Source organism: Pelagibius sp., assembly GCF_028289705.1.
GTDB lineage: Bacteria > Pseudomonadota > Alphaproteobacteria > Kiloniellales > Kiloniellaceae > Pelagibius.
Genome location: NZ_JANQOI010000087.1, coordinates 147,369 through 166,078 on the forward strand (window position 1 = coordinate 147,369; position 18,710 = coordinate 166,078).

Annotated in this window: 15 protein-coding genes; 9 read left to right on the top strand and 6 right to left on the bottom strand. The window is 66.4% G+C overall.

Translation table 11 applies throughout. The features are described from left to right. Positions 1-94 precede the first annotated feature (94 nt). Together Q0996_RS11360 and Q0996_RS11365 are read left to right on the top strand one after the other, a co-directional pair. Positions 95-697 (top strand): bifunctional transcriptional activator/DNA repair enzyme AdaA, encoded by a 603-nt coding sequence (locus Q0996_RS11360; RefSeq protein ID WP_299619228.1) that lies wholly within the window; start codon positions 95-97, stop codon positions 695-697. Beyond that, the gene (locus Q0996_RS11365; RefSeq protein ID WP_299619230.1) at positions 684-1,184 is read left to right on the top strand and encodes a methylated-DNA--[protein]-cysteine S-methyltransferase; all 501 of its coding nucleotides are present in this window, start codon (positions 684-686) and stop codon (positions 1,182-1,184) included. The genes Q0996_RS11360 and Q0996_RS11365 overlap by 14 nt, the downstream gene beginning before the upstream one ends. Here the strand turns inward: Q0996_RS11365 and Q0996_RS11370 are convergent. The 6 genes from Q0996_RS11370 to Q0996_RS11395 all read right to left on the bottom strand — a co-directional run bounded on the left by Q0996_RS11370 (position 1,181) and on the right by Q0996_RS11395 (position 8,439). Beyond that, a complete protein-coding gene (locus tag Q0996_RS11370) occupies positions 1,181-2,176 on the bottom strand; it encodes an ABC transporter ATP-binding protein (RefSeq protein ID WP_299619232.1) in 996 nt (331 codons plus the stop codon). The genes Q0996_RS11365 and Q0996_RS11370 overlap by 4 nt on opposite strands. After that, positions 2,155-3,171: an ABC transporter ATP-binding protein gene (locus Q0996_RS11375; RefSeq protein WP_299619235.1), complete on the bottom strand. Its 1,017-nt coding sequence runs from the start codon at positions 3,169-3,171 to the stop codon at positions 2,155-2,157. Before Q0996_RS11375 ends, Q0996_RS11370 begins: the two co-directional genes overlap by 22 nt. Next, positions 3,171-4,067: an ABC transporter permease gene (locus Q0996_RS11380; protein WP_299619238.1), complete on the bottom strand. Its 897-nt coding sequence runs from the start codon at positions 4,065-4,067 to the stop codon at positions 3,171-3,173. The genes Q0996_RS11375 and Q0996_RS11380 overlap by 1 nt, the downstream gene beginning before the upstream one ends. 24 nt (positions 4,068-4,091) lie before the next feature. Continuing rightward, on the bottom strand, positions 4,092-5,012 hold the full coding sequence (locus Q0996_RS11385; RefSeq protein WP_299619241.1) for an ABC transporter permease: 921 nt from the start codon (positions 5,010-5,012) through the stop codon (positions 4,092-4,094). A 103-nt stretch (positions 5,013-5,115) separates the two neighbouring features. Beyond that, positions 5,116-6,735 (bottom strand): ABC transporter substrate-binding protein, encoded by a 1,620-nt coding sequence (locus tag Q0996_RS11390; protein WP_299619245.1) that lies wholly within the window; start codon positions 6,733-6,735, stop codon positions 5,116-5,118. Positions 6,736-7,110: 375 nt separating this feature from the next. Continuing rightward, on the bottom strand, positions 7,111-8,439 hold the full coding sequence (locus Q0996_RS11395; RefSeq protein WP_299619248.1) for a glutamine synthetase family protein: 1,329 nt from the start codon (positions 8,437-8,439) through the stop codon (positions 7,111-7,113). Positions 8,440-8,621: 182 nt separating this feature from the next. Here Q0996_RS11395 and Q0996_RS11400 point away from each other — a divergent pair, with 182 nt between their 5' ends. From Q0996_RS11400 to Q0996_RS11430, 7 genes are all read left to right on the top strand, one after another. Beyond that, positions 8,622-9,413, top strand: a complete 792-nt coding sequence (locus tag Q0996_RS11400; protein ID WP_299619251.1) for an SDR family oxidoreductase — start codon at positions 8,622-8,624, stop codon at positions 9,411-9,413. Next, positions 9,410-10,924: a xylulokinase gene (gene xylB, locus Q0996_RS11405; protein ID WP_299619253.1), complete on the top strand. Its 1,515-nt coding sequence runs from the start codon at positions 9,410-9,412 to the stop codon at positions 10,922-10,924. Before Q0996_RS11400 ends, xylB begins: the two co-directional genes overlap by 4 nt. Positions 10,925-12,096: 1,172 nt before the next feature. Continuing rightward, complete coding sequence (locus Q0996_RS11410; RefSeq protein ID WP_299619256.1) at positions 12,097-13,467, top strand: glutamine synthetase family protein; 1,371 nt, start codon at positions 12,097-12,099, stop codon at positions 13,465-13,467. Positions 13,468-13,758: 291 nt separating this feature from the next. Further along, a complete protein-coding gene (locus Q0996_RS11415; protein ID WP_322096691.1) occupies positions 13,759-14,784 on the top strand; it encodes a LacI family DNA-binding transcriptional regulator in 1,026 nt (341 codons plus the stop codon). 96 nt (positions 14,785-14,880) lie between these two features. Next, positions 14,881-15,936 (top strand): sugar phosphate isomerase/epimerase, encoded by a 1,056-nt coding sequence (locus Q0996_RS11420; protein ID WP_299619261.1) that lies wholly within the window; start codon positions 14,881-14,883, stop codon positions 15,934-15,936. A 10-nt stretch (positions 15,937-15,946) separates the two neighbouring features. Then, positions 15,947-17,119 (top strand): Gfo/Idh/MocA family protein, encoded by a 1,173-nt coding sequence (locus Q0996_RS11425; protein ID WP_299619264.1) that lies wholly within the window; start codon positions 15,947-15,949, stop codon positions 17,117-17,119. 251 nt (positions 17,120-17,370) lie between these two features. Beyond that, complete coding sequence (locus Q0996_RS11430) at positions 17,371-18,702, top strand: ABC transporter substrate-binding protein (RefSeq protein ID WP_299619267.1); 1,332 nt, start codon at positions 17,371-17,373, stop codon at positions 18,700-18,702. The last annotated feature ends 8 nt before the right edge of the window (positions 18,703-18,710 follow it).

The window sequence follows — 18,710 nt, forward strand, 5'->3', positions numbered from 1 at the left end:
CGGCGGTTGCGCCGCGGCGCGGCGACTGGCCTGATTCGGACCTCGTTGTATCGCCGCGCTCGCGCAAGCGCCGCCCGCTTTGTAGGATGCCGTCATGTTGGATTTCGAGACCTGCAATGCCGCGCGGCTGCGGCGCGACCCCGCCTTTGACGGCCGTTTCTTCACCGCCGTCAAAACGACGAGGATCTACTGCCGGCCGGTCTGTCCGGTGCGCCAGCCGCTGACCAAAAACGTCGTCTACTATCCGAGCGCGGCGGCGGCGGAACAGGCGGGCTATCGGCCCTGCCTGCGCTGCCGTCCCGAGACCGCGCCCTTCAGCGCGGCCTGGAACGGGACCAAGACGACGGTGGGCCGGGCCCTCAGCCTCATCGAGGACGGCGCCCTCGACGAAATGAGTGTCGATCAGTTGGCCGAACGTCTGGGCATCGGTGCCCGGCATCTTTCCCGCCTGTTCCGGCGCCATGTCGGGGCCAGCCCGCTGCAGACCGCCAAGACCTTTCGCCTGCAACGCGCCAAGCGCCTGCTCGACGACACCGACGTTGCGATCACGGAGGTTGCCAGCCGCGCCGGCTTCAAGAGCCTGCGCCGCTTCAACGCCGCCTTTCTGGAGCTTTACAAGCAACCGCCCTTGGCCTTTCGCAAGAGGCGCTCCTCGGGTCCGCGCAGTGAGCGCGGGGAAATCCATGCCGGCGTGTGAGGCCGGTCTGCGCTACGGCGCCCTGGAAAGCCCGGTGGGCCGTCTGCTCGTGGCTGGCGATGGCGAGTCTCTGCATCGGATCGTCTTTCCCGCCGACACCCGGGTGCGCGAGCGGCCGGCTGACTGGCGCCGGGACGACGGGGCCTTTGCCGAGACCTTTCGGCAGCTTAAGGCCTACTTCGCCGGAGAGCTGGACAGCTTCGACCTGCCGCTGCGCTTCGCCGGGACAGCCTTTCAGAATACGGTTTGGAAAACCCTGCTGAGCATTCCCTTCGGCGAGACCGTCTCCTACGCGGCGCTTGCCGCGCGGATCGGCAGGCCCACCGCCTACCGGGCCGTGGGCGCCGCCAACGGCGCCAATCCGCTGCCGGTGGTGGTGCCCTGCCACCGGGTCATCGGCTCCGACAGGTCTCTCACAGGCTTCGGCGGCGGCATCGAGACCAAACGATTCCTGCTGGCCCACGAGCAGAAGGTCGCGGCCCCCTAAAGCCCCTCTTCGGTGAAGCGGTGGCAGGCGACCCGATGCGCCGGGTCGTCGGCCAGGGGCAGAAGCTCCGGCACCTTCTTCTCACAGACCTCGCCCACCTTCAGCGGGCAACGGGTGTGGAAGCGGCAGCCGGAGGGCGGGTTGATGGGGGAGGGCACCTCGCCCTCCAGCACGATCTCCTCCCGCTCGATATCCGGGTGGCTGGGCAGGGCGGCGGAGAGCAGTGCCTTGGTGTAGGGGTTGCGGGGGTTCTCGAAGAGGCTGGCGGTGGGTGCCAGTTCGACGATGCGCCCCAGGTACATGACGGCGACCTTGTGAGCCATGTAGCGGGTCGTTCCCAGGTCGTGGGCCACCATCAGGTAGGACATGCCGTACTGCGCCTGCAGGTCCTTGAAGAGGTTCATGATCTGGGAGCGGATGGAGACGTCCAGCGCCGAGACCGGCTCGTCGAGCACCAGCAGCTTGGGCTCGGAGATGAGGGCGCTGGCGATGGCGATGCGCTGGCGCTGACCGCCGCTGAACTCGTGGGGAAAGTTGCGCGCCTGCTCCGGCCGCAGACCGACGTCCGACAGCACCTTGGCGACGCGCTCGCTCACCTCGCCCTTCGAGGTCTTGTGGTTCACCACCAGGGCTTCGGAGACGATGTCCTTGACGCGCATGCGCGGGTTGAGGGAGGACCAGGGGTCCTGGAACACCGCCTGGACATGGGTGCGGAAGGTCTTGAGTTCGGCGCCGGTCAGACCGTGCACGTCCTTGCCCTCGACGGTGACGCTGCCGGCGGTGGGCGTTTCCTGGCGCAGCACCAGCTTGGCCGTGGTGGTCTTGCCGCAGCCCGATTCCCCCACAAGCGCCATGGTCTCGCCGGCGCCCAGTTCCAGGCTGACCTCGTCGACGGCGCGCACGTAGCCGACAACGCTTTCGAAGATCAGGCCCTTGGTGACCGGAAAGTGCTTGCTGGCGCCTTCCAGCTTCAGGATCGGTTCCGCGTCCATTCCGTCTCCTCCAGGGCCCAGCAGCTCGCGCAGTGCCGGGTCTTTCCGCTCCCCGGATCGGTGAACTCCGGCGGGTAGTCCTGCTTGCAGTGCGGCAGGGCGACGTCACAGCGCGGCTCGAAGCGGCAGCCCCTGGGCATGTCCCAGAAAGCCGGCGGCTGGCCGCGGATGGAATAGAGCCGCTCCACATCCTCCTCGATGGTCGGCACCGACTTCAGCAGGGCGCGGGTGTAGGGGTGGGCGGGATTGACGAAGATCTCCCGCACCGGGCCGTATTCCACTACCCGGCCGGCGTACATCACCGCCACCTTGTCGCACATGCGCGCCACCACGCCGAAGTCGTGGGTGATGAAGATGATCGCCAGCCCGGTCTCCGCCTGGATGTCCTTCAGCAGGCGCAGGTACTGCGCCTGGATGGTGACGTCCAGGGCCGTGGTCGGCTCGTCGGCGATCAGCACCCGCGGCGAGGAGCCCAGCGCGATGGCGCCGACCACCCGCTGTTTCATGCCGCCGCTCATCTGGTGGGGGAAGTCGTCCACCCGGCGCGCCGGATCGGCCACGCGGACGTGACGCAGGGCCTCGATGGCGCGCTTCAGGAGCGAGTCGCGCGACCCCTTGGCGTGCATGGCGATGGCCTCGACGACCTGGGCGCCGATGGAAAAGACCGGGTTCAGGGAGGTCTGGGGGTCCTGCAGGATCATGGAGATGTGGCGGCCGCGGATCTTGCGCATCTCCGCTTCTGATTTCCGCAGCAGGTCCTCGCCGTCGAGGATGACTTCCCCTCCGACGATCCTTGCCGCCGGGCGCGGCACCAGGCGCAGCAGGCTCAAGGCCGTGATGCTCTTGCCGCTGCCGGACTCGCCGACGATCCCGAGTGTCTCGCCGGGGTCGACGGTGAAGGCGACCCCGTCGACCGCCTTGATAAGCCCGAGCTTGGTATCGATCTGGGTTTCCAGATCGCGGACCTCGATGGCCGGTGTCGCGCCTGCGCCCATCACAGCTCCTTCAGCTTCGGGTCCAGCTTGTCGCGCATCCAGTCGCCCAGCAGGTTCAGGGCCAGCACCGTCAGGGTGATGGCCAGACCCGGGAAGAAGGCGATCCACCAGGCGCTGACGATCAACTGGCGCCCGTCGGCCACCATCAGGCCCCAGGCCGGGGTCGGCCGCGGGATGCCGACGCCGAGGAAACTGAGCCCCGCCTCCAGCAGGATCACCGAGCCGACCTGCAGGGTGGCGAGCACGACGATGGTGTTGGCCGCATTGGGCAGGATGTGGCGCCAGATGATGCGGAAGTGGGAGGCGCCGGAGACCCGGGCGCGGGCGACGAAGTCGCGCTCGCGGATGCTCAGCACCTCGCCGCGCACCTGGCGCGCGTAGAGCGCCCAGAGCACGAAGGCGACCACGGCGATCACGGTCTGGAAGCTGGGGCCGACGGACACCGCGAGCACCAGGGCCAGCAGGATGCTGGGCAGGGCCATGGTGATGTCGACCAGGCGCATGATGATGGCATCGGCCAGGCCACGGAAGTAGCCGGCGATCAGTCCCAGGGCGGTGCCGAGGACGCCGCCGAGCAGGATGCCAACCAGCGAGATGGACAGCGAGACCTTGGCGCCGTGCATGATGCGGCTGAGGATGTCGCGGCCTAGCCGGTCGGTGCCCAGGGGAAACTCCCAGGTGCCGCCGAAGAACACCGGCGGCTTCAGCCGCTTGGGGATGGAGCCGGTGACCGGATCGTGGGGTGCCAGGAAGTCGGCGGTGAGCGCCGGGATGATCAGCAGGAACACCAGGATGAAGACCGGCACCACCGGCAGCCCGGCGATGGCGCGCGCCAGGCTCGGCTTGGCCTCGCTGATCATCGCCTCGGGCGCCGCTTTGGAAGAAGGGTCTTGCATGGTTTCTGTCTCCTCCCGCGCCGCTCAGCGATAGCGGATGCGCGGGTCGAGGTAGGCGTAGAGCGTATCGACGATGAGGTTGGCCAGGATGAACACCCCGGCGAAGGTCAGGACCACCGCTTGCACCACCGGGAAATCGCGTCCGCGGATGGCGTCGATGGCCAGCAGACCGGTGCCGGGCCAGGCGAACACCGTTTCGATGACCACCGAGCCGGTGAAGATGGAACCTGCGATGAGGCCGAAGTAGGTGAGGGGCACGATGGCCGCGTTGCGGAAGGCGTGGACCCAGACCACCCGCCATTCCGGCACGCCCTTGATGCGCGCCAATTTCACGTACTCGCTGTCCAGCACCTCCAGCATGGCCGAGCGCGTCAGGCGCATCAGCGCGGCCACCTGGAACCAGCCCATGGCGATGGCCGGCAGGATCATGTTGGCAAGGCCGCCGCGGCCGGATGTGGGGAACCAGTTGAGGGTCACGGCGAAGACCCAGATCAGCACGATGCCCAGCCAGAAGTTCGGCATTGCCTGGCCGAGCAGCGCGATCAGCTTGCCGAAGGAATCGAACGGGCTGTCCTTGTAGACGGCGGCCAGCACGCCGATGGGCAGGGCGATGATGGTGCTGACGATGATGGCGAAGCCGCCGAGCTGCAGGGTCGCCGGCAGGCGATCGAGCACCAGCCCCATGGCGGTCTGGCCGGACCACTTGATGGAGTCCCCCAGGTTGCCCTGCAGGGCGTTGCCGAGGAACACCAGGTATTGCTCGTGGTAGGGGCGGTCCAGCCCCCAGAGCCGGATCAGCCGTTCGGCCTCCTCCGGCCCCGCGTCGTCGGGCAGCATGGCATCCACGGGGCTGCCGCTCAGGTGGGAGAGGACGAAGGCGATCATGCTGATGGCCAGCATCGCCAGCAGGCTCTGAAAGAGGCGGATGATCAGATAGCGCTTCATGAGGTCGCGGTCCCTCCGCTCGGGCGCCCTCCGTTCGGGGAGCGAGCCGCTGTCCGGCGCCCGCGGCGGGGCGCCGGCTGGCCTAGCGGCGAAGCCTGTTCGGCTACTGCGCGGCCTTCACCAGATGCCAGTGGCCGTAGCCGGAGGAGGTGACCCCCGGGAACTGCCAGCCCGACACCATCTTCGGGTTGTAGGCCAACTGGGCGCGGATCTCGAACATCGGCAGGTCGACGTACTGCTCGAAGAGGTAGTTGAAGACCTCTTTGGCGATCTCATGCCGCTTGCCCGCATCGGTCTCGCCGGAGAAGGCCTTGATCTTGGCGGTGGTCCAGTCGTTCTCCCAGCCCTGGTAGGGGCCGCCCGGGTTGGAGTAGAAGGCGCGGAAGGCCACCTCGGTGGGCCGCGGCGGGCCGTTCTTGCTGGGGTGGATGATGTAGGCCTCCCGGGCGCGGCCCATGGCGCCGACGGTGGCGTGATCCATCTCCCGCAGCTCGGCCTGGAAGCCGACGGCGATGAGGTACTGGTGGATCAGCTCCATCTGCAGTGCGATCTCCGGCACCCCGGCGCTGGGCTTCAGCACCAGGCGGATGGTCGGGTCCGGAAAGGCGTCGGGATAGCCGGCTTCCTTCATCAGCGCCTTGGCGCGTTCGGGGTTGTAGGCGTATTCCGTCTTGAAGCGTTCCTCCAGAGTGGGGTCGTAGCCCTCGTGGCCGGGGGCCATGGCATAGCGGGCGAGCAGTTCGGCGCCGCCGCCGGGGAACAGCACTTCCAGCATCTCATCGCGGTTGAGGGCGATGTTGATGGCCTCGCGGATGCGCCGGTCGGCCCAGGGCAGGTCCTTGCCGCAGGCCGGGTCGCCGGTTTCGCAGTAGAGCCCGTTCAGCACCACGTCGGTCTGCAGGGTGGCGCGCGCCGACTGGGTGGTCTCCATGCCGGCGTTGATCGCTTCCGACATCAGCTCGCGCGGCAGGTCGGCGATGGCCGCCTCGCCGGAGAGCAGCATCGCCAGTTTGGTCGCCGCCTCGTCGACGAAGCGCAGTTCGAGCTCCGTGAAGTCCGACTTGGTGCCGGAGTAGTGGGAGTCGAAGCGCTGGTAGAGGATCTGGCCGGGCTGGCGGGAGACGAACTGGAAGTGCCCGGTGCCGGCGAACTTGCGGTCGTAGCCCTCCAGCCCCTCGGCGTCGAACTGGGCCTTGCTGTAGACCTTCATCACGCTGCGCCCGCCGTGCAGGAACAACAGGTCCTTGATCGGCTTGTCGTAGGTGAAGCGCACGGTGTAGCGGTCCAGGGCTTCCGCCTTGGCGCCCCGCAGTTGGTCCACCGTCGGGATGATCGCGTCCTCGCCGGTGTGCAGCCCGTAGCTGTGGACCACGTCGGCGGAGGTGAACTCACCCCAGCCGTGATGGAACTGCACGCCCTCGCGCAGCTTGAAGGTCCAGACCTTGAAGTCCGGGCTGGCTTCCCACGACACGGCCAGCCCCTTGTCCGTTACCTCGCCGCTCACGGGGTCATGTTCGATCAGGCCCTCAAGCGCCGGGTCCATGACGTGCCACATGGTGGCGCCGGACCAGAACCGGTTGGTTTCGGTGCCCGGCTTGCTGACCGCGGCCACCAGCCGCTCGACCTGCGCGGCCATCGGCAGGCTCAAGGCGGCCAACCCGGTCCCCAGGGCGACCGTCGCGGCGATCAGCGCCCGCGCCGGGCGCATTCCATTCCACGGCATGCTTCCCTCCCTTTGAGATGTCATCTGGTGCAGCATCTTCTTGGTTTTCTGATATCTCACTTAGTATGCCACAATTCGCGCAAATAGAAAGAGGGACGTCGGGGTTTGCGCGATGAGCGCCGGCGGGTGTGTTTCGGCCGCGGTCGGCAGTGAGCGTCGACTGGGTGGTAAGGGGGCTTCAGATGCGCCCCGGCATTCCTGTGCCGAAGATCAGATTGCGAGTGCAATCAATTGCTTGCGGTCCGGCCGGTCAGGGCTACCGATCGCGTGTCGAGATCAGGGAACGGGGCGGGAGTCCCGCCCGGCGGGGGCAGGATTGCTGCGCCGCCGGGCGTGAAACGGTACGACTATGTCGAGTATTGAAGGAGTGAGATTCTAGTAAAGCTCCAAGTACTCGTTGCGCTCCCAATCCGTGACGTGGCTGCGGAAGCGCGCCAGTTCGGCTTCCTTGACGGTGGTGAAGAGCTTGATGAAGTCGGCGCCCAGCATCTCTTGCATGGCCTTGTCCTTCTTCAAGGCGACGAGGGCCTCTTCGAGGCTGCCGGCCAGCTTCTCGTGCTGCGGATCGTCTTCCGAGGGACCTTCGGAGGGGGTCGGCAGTTCGCCCTTGTCCTTGATGCCGAGCAGGCCGGCGGCCAGCACGGCGGAGGTCGAGAGATAGGGATTGGAGAGGCCGGAGCCGGCGCGCATCTCGATGTGGCAGTTCTCCTCGCCGGCATCCTTGATGCGCACCATGGCGGTGCGGTCCTCCACCCCCCAGGAAATGTTGGAGGGCGCGAAGGTGTGGGGCTTCAGCCGGTGATAGCAGTTGGGCGTCGGCCCGATCAGCGGCTGCATGGCCTTGGCGTGGGTCAGCAGGCCGGCGGCGAACTTGCGCAGCAGCGGATTGAGGCCACCCTTGGCCCCCTTGGTGTAGAAGGCGTTCTTGCCGGTCTTGCGGTCCACCAGGCTGACGTGGACATGGCAGCCGCAGCCGGCCATGTCGGTGGCCGGCTTGGACATGAAGGTCGCCAGATGGCCGTGGCGGTGGGCCAGCTCCTTGATGGCGTTCTTGAAGGTGAAGCCCTTGTCGGCGCCGTCCAGGCCGATCCCGGGACCGAAGTTGGTCTCGTACTGGGAGGGCGAGTATTCGCAGTTGTGGGTGATCACGTCGATCCCGGCGGCCTGCAGGGTATCCAGCAGGGTGTCGAAGAACGGCACGTACTGATTGCGGGTGGCGTTGAAGATGTGGACGCCGCCGAACAGCGGTTCCTTGCTCTCCGGGTCCAGCAGGTAGAACTCGAACTCCAGGCCGAACCTCACGTCGTAGCCCAGCTTGTGGGCCTTCTGCAGCAGGTTGGCCAGCACCGTCCGCGGGGTGGCGTTGATCGGCTCTCCGGGCGTCCAGCAGGCATCGCAGATCACCTTGGCGGTGTCTTCCAGCCAGGGTACCGGGCGCAGGGTGGCGGGATCGGGAAACAGCTTCTGGTCGCGGTAGCTGACCTCCTCGTGCACGCCGGACCCGCCGATCACGGCGGAAGCGGAATCGAGGCCGATGGTGCCGCCGTAGAGGTTGAGGCCCTTGCGGGCATAGCCTTCCGCCTTGGCGATGGGAATGACCTTGGTGCGGCTGGTGCCGTGCAGATCGGGCAATTCGAAGCGAACGTAGCGCGCGCCCATCTTCTTCAGCGCCGCCATCATCTCTTTCACCGAGTCCCCCGCCATGGCTGTCTCCTTTGCCCCCTGGTTTGGTTGCTTGGCCCTGGTCGAATTGCGGCCAAGTTGGTAACTGCCAACATTATGTTGCAGTTGCCAAGTGACGCAAGCTACCTTCGCCGGCGCAATGCCTTTTGCCCGGCCGGTCCGCCGGGCTGATAGAGGCGATAACGGGGAGAAGGGGGACATCGATGACTGGAGGCCAACTGGCCGGGCGCCACGCGGTGATCACCGGCGCCGGCGCCGGGATCGGGCGCGAAGCGGCTGTGCTGTTCGCCCGGGAGGGCGCGGCCGTGGCCGTGGCCGACATCGACCGGGCGGCTGCCGAGGAGACGGCGGCGGCCATCGGCGCCGAGGGTGGCCAGGCAGCCGCGCTCACCGTCGACGTGGCGGACGCCGCCTCTGTGGAGGCGATGATCGCCGCGGCGGAGTCCGCCCTTGGCCGGGTGGACATCCTGTTCAACAATGCCGGCGTGATGCTGTCGGACGACCGGGGGCCGGAAGACACCGAGGCCGCGATCTGGGACCGCACCATCGCCATCAACCTGACCGGCGTGTTTCACGGCTGCCGCTTCGGCATTCCGGCGCTGCGGCGGGCCGGCGGCGGGGCGATCCTCAACATGGCCTCCCTGGTCGCCGTCATGGGCTCGGCCGTGCCGCAGCTCGCCTACACCGCCTCCAAGGGCGGCGTGCTGGCCATGACCCGGGAGATCGCCGTGCAGTACGCGCGCCAGAACATCCGCGCCAATGCCCTGCTGCCCGGACCCATCGGCACGCCGATGACGGCGGAACTCTTCGACACGCCGGAGAAACTGGAGCGGCGCCGGGTCCACATGCCCTTGGGCCGCTTCGGTGAGGCCAAGGAGGTGGCGGCGGTGGCCTGCTTCCTCTGCTCCGACGCGGCGAGCTACGTGACCGGCGCCGGCTGGCCGGTGGACGGCGGCATCTCGGCGGCCTACGTGACGGCCGAGGACCCTGCATGACGGCTCCCGACAAGCCCGTCGTCCTGGGAATCGACCTCGGCGCCGGCAGCCTGAAGGCGAGCCTGGTCGGCGAAGACGGTGAGACCCTGGGCGAGGCCGCGCACCCCATCGCGACGGCGACACCGCAACCCGGCTGGTCGGAGCAGGACCCGGTGGACTGGTGGCGCGCGCTCTGCGCCGCGGTGCCAGCGGTGCTCGAGAAGGCCGCCGTGGCGCCGGAGCGGGTTGCCGCGGTGGGCCTCTCCGGCGGTGCCCACATCGCGGTGCTGGAAGATGCCGCCGGAGCGGTGGTGCGCCCAGCGATCCTCTGGAACGACCAGCGCAGCGCCGCGGAAGCCGAGGAGCTCCACGCCCGCGCCGGCGATCTGATCGTCGAGAAGGGGCTGAACCGCGCCAACCCCACCTGGACCCTCTGCCAACTGGCCTGGCTGCAGAAGCACGAACCGGAGGCCGTCGCGCGCACCGCCCGGCTCTACATCTCCAAGGACTGGCTGCGCAGCCGTCTGACCGGCGACTGGACCACCGACTACTCCGACGCCCTGGGCGCCCTGATGTCGGATGGGACGACCCGGTCCTGGTCGCCGGAGATCTGCGCCCTGATCGACTGGGACACGGCGACCCTGCCGCCGGTGCGCGAGCCGAGCGACATCGCCGGCACCGTCCAGGCCGCGGCGGCTCGTGCCACCGGCCTCAAGGAGGGCACGCCGGTGGTGGTCGGCTCCAACGACACCACCGTGGAGCTTTACGGCGCCGGTGCCCTGGATGCGGGGCAGGGGGCCATCAAGCTGGCGACCGCAGGTGTCGTCTTCCTCACCGCCGGCCGGCCGGAGGTGCATCCGCCGGTCTCCTGCTATCCCCACATCATGCCCGGGCGCTGGTACATGGCCTCGGGCATCAACGCCTGCGCCACCGCCCACCGCTGGGTCAGGGACACCTTCTTCTCCGACCTGCCGCCGGAGACCGCCTTTGCCGAGATGGACCGTCTGGCCAGCGGCGTGACGCCGGGCTCGGACGGTCTGCTTTTCCACCCCTATCTCCTCGGCGAACGGGCGCCGCACTGGGACCCGAAGCTGCGCGGCGCCTTCCTCGGGCTGACTCTGGGGCACAGCCGGGCCCACTTCGCCCGCGCCTGCTACGAGGGCATCGCCTTTGCCCTCAACGACGTTCTGCTGGCGGCCAAGGATCTGTCGGGTGCCACCTTCGCCGACATGCGCCTGCTGGGCGGCGGCGCGCGCAGCGCCACCTGGCGCCAGATCATCGCCGACGTGACCGGGCTGACGGTGAAGGTGCCGGTGAACGGCGATGCCTCCTTCGGCGCGGCCCTGGTCGCGGCGGTGGGGGCGGGGCTCTTCGCGTCGCCGGAGGAGGCGGTGGCGCGCTGCGTGCGCATCCGCGAGGAGAACGCGCCCGATCCCCAGCGCCATGAGACCTATCAGCGCCTGTTCTCCCTCTACGACCAAGCGCGCCAGGGGCTCACCGAGGTCAACCACCGGCTCCACGATCTTGCATAGTGGCGAATGATATTGTGGTACTAAACTAGCCAAGCACCAAAGTGTCGGATAACTAGTGCCCACTGCTTATCGGAGTGGGGCGCCCCGATTACAGAGGCGCTGTCGAGTTGCAACGCCGTATGCTGTGATTAGTGATCGTGTCCTGGGAGGACGGCATGAAAGCATGGTTGATCAGGTGGTGTTGGGCGGGCGACCACGCCAAGGTTGACGATCCAATCGTCACCGTGTTGAGCGCCCGAGTAAGTGCGGAAGATGTTCGCAAGTATGTTGAACAGCGGTACCTTGAGGCAACTGCATCACTGGACGAACTGCTCTCATATGCTCGCTACAACCGACCGCGAGAATTGCCGTACCCGGCGCATCACGAGCGAGGGACTATACACTGTGGGCACAACCCCTGGCTTCAAGCGACTAAAGTTGATGGTCTCCGTATTGAGATGAATGCGGATGGTGAGGAAGTACTGAAATGGGCGAAGGCCGCGTGAGCGAGGCATTGCCATCTTGCGCGGTTTGTCACCTGTCTATTGCACGGGTACCCACCGGTTGGTCGCATTGCCGGCGGCACCGGTGCCTTGAACGCATCTGTAGTCTTTGCCTGCGTATCTTTCGATCCGGCCAGCTGGAACCCCAGATTTCCTTGGAAAGGCGCAGTTGTTTTTCAGCCCATCTGTTTCTCCGGATACACAATAGCTTTCGGCCGCTCCTGGAGGCCCAGCGAAGCAATTCCCCATATCGCAGTCGGGGCCACTCAAGCACTCTTCTCCACCCTCCAGGCTATCCCAGAATCCAATTCGCAACATGACCCAGTTCATTCTAGCGTAGGTGTTTTCAAAGGAATCCAGAGCCTCGTGCGCTAGAGTTAAGATCGCGACAATGCCCGCTATCCAACTTGCAACTTTCTTCATTTTCCGAACTCCCACAAGAAGCTTCGATCTCGGAAACCCCACAAACAGAAGGAAATCTCGATGACGTTGCTCAAAAATAGGTCTTAGTCAGCTACCAGTAGTTTGTCAGGCAGGTCCATGACAACGGCCAATCCTGACACCGCGACGCAATCTTGCGCATGGGACCTCGACCCAGACCGCTAGGAGGTCCTATGCTTTCAGACCAATCCAGTCATTGTGCAGAGAGACTTCTCTCTGACGTTCCAGCCCAGAGACGGAGTTCCGGCCATGCCAGGCAATCTGACCCTCGCCCAATTGAAAGAGACAGTCGCCAAGGGGGCGATCGACACGGTGCTCGTCTGCATGGTGGACATGCAGGGCCGGCTGGTGGGCAAGCGCTTCCAGGCCGAGTTCTTCCTCGACTCCGCCAAAGACGAGACCCATGCCTGCAACTACCTGTTGGCCAACGATCTGGATATGGAGCCGGTGCCCGGCTACGAGGCCGCCAACTGGGCGCAGGGCTATGGCGATTTCGTTCTGAAACCCGACCTCTCGACCCTGCGGCTGCTGCCCTGGCTGGAGGGCACGGCGCTGGTGCTCTGCGACGTGCTCGACCACCACGACCACAAGGAGATCCCACATTCGCCGCGCGGCCTCCTGAAGGCCATGGCGGCGCGGCTGGCGGGCAAGGGCTACTCCGCCTATCTGGCCTCCGAACTGGAGTTCTACCTCTTCGACGAGACCTACGAGAGCGCCTACCTGAAGCACTACAACGATCTGAAGACCGCCGGCTATTACATCGAGGATTATCACATCTTCCAGACCACCAAGGAGGAGGATGTGATGCGGGCCGTGCGCACCGGCCTGCAGGGCGCCGGCATCCCGGTGGAGAACTCCAAGGGCGAATGGGGGCCGGGCCAGGAGGAGATCAACGTCCGCTACACCAGCGCCCTGGAGATGGCCGACCGCCACACCATCCTGAAGAACGCGGTGAAGGAGATCGCCCACGCCAAGGGCAAGGCCGTCACCTTCATGGCCAAGTGGGACTACGAGCTGGCCGGCAACTCCTGCCACATCCACGCCTCGCTCTGGGACAAGGCCGGCAAGAAGCCGCTGTTCTACAGCGCCAAGGAGAAGTTCGGCATGTCGAAGCTGATGCGCCAGTTCCTGGCGGGCCAGCTCAAATACGCCGACGACATCACCTATTTCCTGGCGCCCTACATCAACTCCTACAAGCGCTTCCAGGTCGGCACCTTCGCGCCCACCAAGGCGGTCTGGAGCCGCGACAACCGCACCGCCGGTTTCCGGCTCTGCGGCGAGGACACCAAAGCGGTGCGCATCGAATGCCGCGTCGGCGGCGCCGACCTCAACCCCTATCTCGCCTTTGCCGCGCTGCTGGCCGCCGGGCTTGCCGGCATCGAGGAGAAGCTGGACCTGCCCGATCCCTTCGTCGGCGATGCCTACTACGGCAAGCGCCTGCGCGAAGTGCCCAAGACCCTGCGCGAAGCCACCAAGGCTCTCGACAAGTCGAAGATGCTGCGCGCCGCCTTCGGCGATGCGGTCATCGACCACTACGTCCACACCGCCGACTGGGAACAGCTCGAATACGATCGCCGGGTCACCGACTGGGAACGCAAGCGCGGTTTCGAACGCGCCTAACGCCGCAAAGAATGGGCTGGTTGGCTGGGCCTGTGTTTGACCTCGTGGTTCGAGACGCCCCCTTGTTCCAAGGGGGCTCCTCACCATGAGGTCAATCAGTCCAACACTGTGCCTCACCCTGAGGAGGGCCGACAGGCCCGTCTCGAAGGGTGATTTGAACTCACCGCCGGAGTCCGGCACTGCCACCGGCAGGACCGGTCGGAAGGTATAACATCACCATCTGAGTTGCGCCCATCATCGATGCATGCAATGCTGCGTGCCTTGGGAGGACTGGGGGAGGCCTGGTGCCCCGTGGCGCGGATAACAATCCAGGACGTGGCGCGGGAGGCGGGCGTGAGTGTCGCCACCGTCGACCGTGTGCTCAACCGCCGCAGCGGCGTGCGGGCCGAGACCGTCAAGCGGGTCGAGGCGGCCGCCGACAAGCTGGCCTATCAGCCGGACCGACTGGCGGCGCGGCTGGCGCGGGCGCGCGACTATCGCTTCTGTTTCATCCTCCCCACCGGCACCAACACCTTCATGCAGACCCTGCGGGCCGAGGTGGAGGGGACGGCCGAGCGCCTTTCGGCCGAGCGGGTGCGCATCGCCGTGCGCCTGGTCGATGTCTTCGACGCCATGGCGCTGGCGGAAGAACTGGAAAGCCTGGGCGACGATTTCGACGGTGTCGCCGTGGTCGCCCTCGACCACCCGGCGGTGCGCGAAGCCATCAACGGCCTGGTCGATGGGGGGGTCAAGGTGGTCACCCTGGTCTCCGACGCGCCGGGTGCCAAGCGGGTTCACTACGTCGGCATCGACAACACGGCGGCGGGGCGCACCGCGGCCATGCTGCTCGGGCGCTTCATCGGCCAGCGCGACGGCAAGGTGGGGCTGATCGCCGGCTCCCTGGCCCTGCGCGATCACGTCGAACGGCAGTTCGGTTTCGAGCAGGTCATGGCGCGTGAGTTTCCCCATCTGGAGGTGCTGCCGGTGCGCGAGGGCCGCGACGACTACGAGAAGGTTCAGGCGGTGACCGTCGCGCTGCTGGAGGAAACGCCCGATCTGGCGGGCATCTACAACGTCGGCGCCGGCAACCGCGGCATTGCCGCTGCGCTGGAGGCCGCCGGGCGCGCTCAGGAGGTCGTCTTCCTCGCCCACGACCTGACACCTTTTACCCGCAGGCTGCTGGTGCGTGGCATCATCGATGCCGTCGTCAATCAGGACCCCGGCCATCAGGCGCGTAGCGCCGCGCGGGTACTGCTTTCGTCCTGCGAGGGGACGCCCATCGTCGTCGATCAGGAGCGCATCCGCATCGACGTTTTCTTGCGGGACAACATTCCCTGACGTTCATCCCGGGCGGCGGTCGGGCGCCCGGACACGCCAACGCCGAGGCCCATCGCGGGCGAGACAACAAGGCACAGGTAACGGAGGAGATGCTCAATGAAGACCATCAAGGGACCGGCGATCTTTCTCGCCCAGTTCGCTGGTGACGAAGCCCCTTTCAATTCGCTGGAGTCCATCGCCGGCTGGGCCTCCGCCCTCGGCTACAAGGGCGTGCAGATGCCGAGCTGGGACGGCCGCCTCTTCGATCTGAAGAAGGCCTCCGAGAGCAAGGACTACTGCGACGAGGTGAAGGGCACCCTGGCCGGTCACGGGCTGGAGATCACCGAGCTGTCCACCCATCTGCAGGGCCAGCTCGTTGCGGTCCACCCCGCCTATGACGACGCCTTCGACGGCTTTGCGGCCCCGGAGGTGCGCGGCAATCCAAAGGCGCGCCAGGAATGGGCGGTCGATCAGATGATGCGCGCCGCCAAGGCCTCCGAGAACCTGGGGCTGACCGCCCATGTTACCTTCTCCGGGGCGCTCGCCTGGCCCTACATCTATCCCTGGCCGCAGCGCCCGGCGGGTCTGGTGGAGACCGCCTTCGACGAACTGGCCGGCCGCTGGCGGCCGATTATGGACGCCTTCGATGCCGCCGGCGTCGATCTCTGCTACGAGATCCATCCCGGCGAGGACCTGCACGACGGCGTGACCTTCGAGATGTTCCTGGAGCGGCTCGGCAACCATCCGCGCTGCAACATGCTCTACGATCCCAGCCACTATGTCCTGCAGGCGCTGGACTACCTCGAGCACATCGACATCTATCACGACCGCATCAAGATCTTTCACGTGAAGGACGCGGAGCTGAACCCGACCGGCCGCCAGGGTGTTTACGGCGGCTATCAGTCCTGGGTGAACCGCGCCGGGCGCTTCCGCTCCCTGGGCGACGGTCAGGTCGACTTCGTCGGTATCTTCTCCAAGCTCACGGGCTACGGTTTCGACGGCTGGGCGGTGCTGGAATGGGAGTGCTGCCTGAAGCACCCCGAGGACGGCGCGCGCGAGGGGGCGACCTTCATCCGCGACCACATCATCCGGGTCACCGAAAAGGCCTTCGACGACTTCGCCGAGGGCGGCAGCGACGAAGCCGCCAACCGCCGCATGCTCGGCATCGTCTAGGGAGGCCGGCATGACCATCGAAGGACGCGACGAAGACCTGAGCGGCGGGCGCATCCGCCTGGGCATGGTGGGCGGCGGGCAGGGCGCCTTCATCGGCGCTGTGCACCGGCTGGCGGCGCGCATGGACGACCACTACAGCCTCGTGGCCGGGGCGCTCTCCTCCCAGAAGAAGCGCGCCGTGGCTTCGGCGCTGGAACTGGGCATCTCCAGCGACCGTGCTTACGGTTCCTATGAGGAAATGGCCGCCAAGGAGTCCAAGCGGCCCGACGGCATCGAGGCGGTGGCCATCGTCACGCCGAACCACATGCACGCGCCGGTCGCGCGCGCCTTCCTCAAGGCCGGCATCCATGTCATCTGCGACAAACCGCTGACCACCACGGTCAAGGAGGCCAAGGACCTGGTGCAGCGGACGAAGAAGGCCAAGCGCCTCTTCGCCGTGACCTACAACTACTCGGGCTATCCGTTGATCCGCCAGGCGCGGGGCATGGTGGCGGCGGGCGACCTCGGGCCCATCCGGGTGGTGCAAGCGGAATACCCGCAGGACTGGCTGACCGAGCGCCTGGAGCAGACCGGCCAGAAGCAGGCCAAGTGGCGCACCGACCCCAAGCAGTCCGGGGCCGGCGGCTGCGTCGGCGACATCGGCACCCACGCCTATCATCTCGCCTGCTTCGTCTCCGGGCTTACCCTGGACTCGCTCTGCGCCGACCTCAGCACCTTCGTGAAGGGCCGCAAGGTCGACGACAACGTCAACGTAATGCTGCGCTTCAAAGGCGGCGCCCGGGGCATGCTCTGGGCCAGCCAGGTGGCGCCGGGCAACGAGAATGCCCTGCGTCTGCGCGTCTACGGCACCAAGGGCGGCCTGGAATGGAGCCAGGAGAACCCCAACGAGCTGTGGCACACGCCCTACGGCCAGCCGCGCCGGCTGATCACCCGCGCCGGCAGCGGCGCCGATGCCGAGGCGGCGCGCATGACCCGGGTGCCGCCCGGCCATCCGGAGGGCTACCTGGAAGGCTTCGCCAATCTCTACGCGGAGATCGCCGCCGCCATCCGTGCCGGGCGCTCAGGGGCGAAACCCGACCCCGCGGTGACCTTCCCGACGGTGGCCGACGGCCTCAGCGGCGTCGCCTTCGTCGAAGCGGCAGTGCGCTCCAGCGCCAAGGGCGCGGTCTGGGTGAAGGCCTGACGGCGGGGCGCCGATTTGCCGCTTGCGATGTTTAGTAAAATGAAGTTTACTAAACTCAATAAATAAACAAGTGCCGGGGCGATTTTGACCCTGGCCGGGAGGGGGAACACCGTCAAAACCATCTCCAGACAGACGAGACCTCAACGAGATTCAGTGCGCCGGCGCAGTGTCTGTATGGCGCGGTGTCTGAATGGCGCAGCGGCAACCGGTTCTGCCCGCGCCGCAACAACGAGCCCTAGGGAGGAATAACGATGAAGAAGGTTCTTGCCTTAGCGAGCGCGGTCTCCGCCGCGGCCCTCGCTCTTACCGCACCGGTCGGCGAGGCCAAAGCGCAGTCGACCGAGCTGACGCTTTGCTGGGCGGCGTGGGACCCGGCCAACGCGCTCGTCGAGCTTTCCAAGGATTTCACGGCCCAGTCGGGCATCGGCATGAAGTTCGAGTTCGTGCCCTGGCCGAACTTCGCCGACCGCATGCTCAACGAACTGAACTCCGGCGGCAAGCTCTGCGACCTGATGATCGGGGACAGCCAGTGGATCGGCGGCGGTGCCGAGAACGGCCACTACGTGAAGCTCAACGACTTCTTCGACAGAGAAGGCATCTCCATGGACGACTTCGCCCCGGCGACCGTCTATGCCTATTCGACCTGGCCGAAGGGCGAGCCGAACTACTACGCCCTGCCGGCCATGGGCGATGCCAATGCCTGGTTCTACCGCAAGGACTGGTTCGCGCGGGCGGACCTGCAGTCTGAGTTCAAGGCGAAGTACGGCCGCGATCTGGCACCGCCCAAGACCCAGCTCGAGCTCAAGGACGTTGCCGAGTTCTTCCAGGGGCGGGAGATCGACGGCCAGAAGCGTTACGGCGCCGCGATCTTCACCGAGCGTGGCTCGGAAGGGATCACCATGGGCGCCACCGGCGCGCTCTACGCCTGGGGCTTCAAGTACGAGAACACCCCCGGCAAGTACGACATGGAGGGCGCGGTGAATTCCGCCGACGCCGTGGCGGCGCTGGAGTACTACAAGGAGCTTTACAAGTGCTGCACGCCTCCGGGCTATACCGACAGCTACATGCAGGAAAGCCTGGATGCCTTCAAGTCCGGCCAGGTGGCCATGGCGATGAACTGGTTTGCCTTCTTCCCCGGCCTCCACAAGGACGAGCAGGTGGGCGGCGACAAGATCGGCTTCTTCGTGAATCCTGGCCAGAAGGTCGAAGCCTCGACCCTCGGCGGTCAGGGCATCTCCGTGGTGTCCTATTCCGACAAGCAGGAAGAAGCGCTGCAGTACATTAAGTGGTTCGCGCAGCCGGACGTGCAGAAGAAGTGGTGGGCGCTGGGCGGCTACTCCTGCCACGTCGCGGTGCTGAACGATCCTTCCTTCAAGGAGAGCCAGCCCTTCGCGGCCGACTTCTTGCTGGCCATGGACGGCGTTCAGGACTTCTGGCAGGAGCCGGCCTATGCCGAGCTGCTGCTGGCCATGCAGAAGCGTCTGCATGACTACATCGTGGCCGACCAGGGCACCGCCCAGGAAGCCCTCGACAAGCTGATCGAGGATTGGACCGAAACCTTCGAAGACGAAGGCAAGCTCTAGGCGGTAAG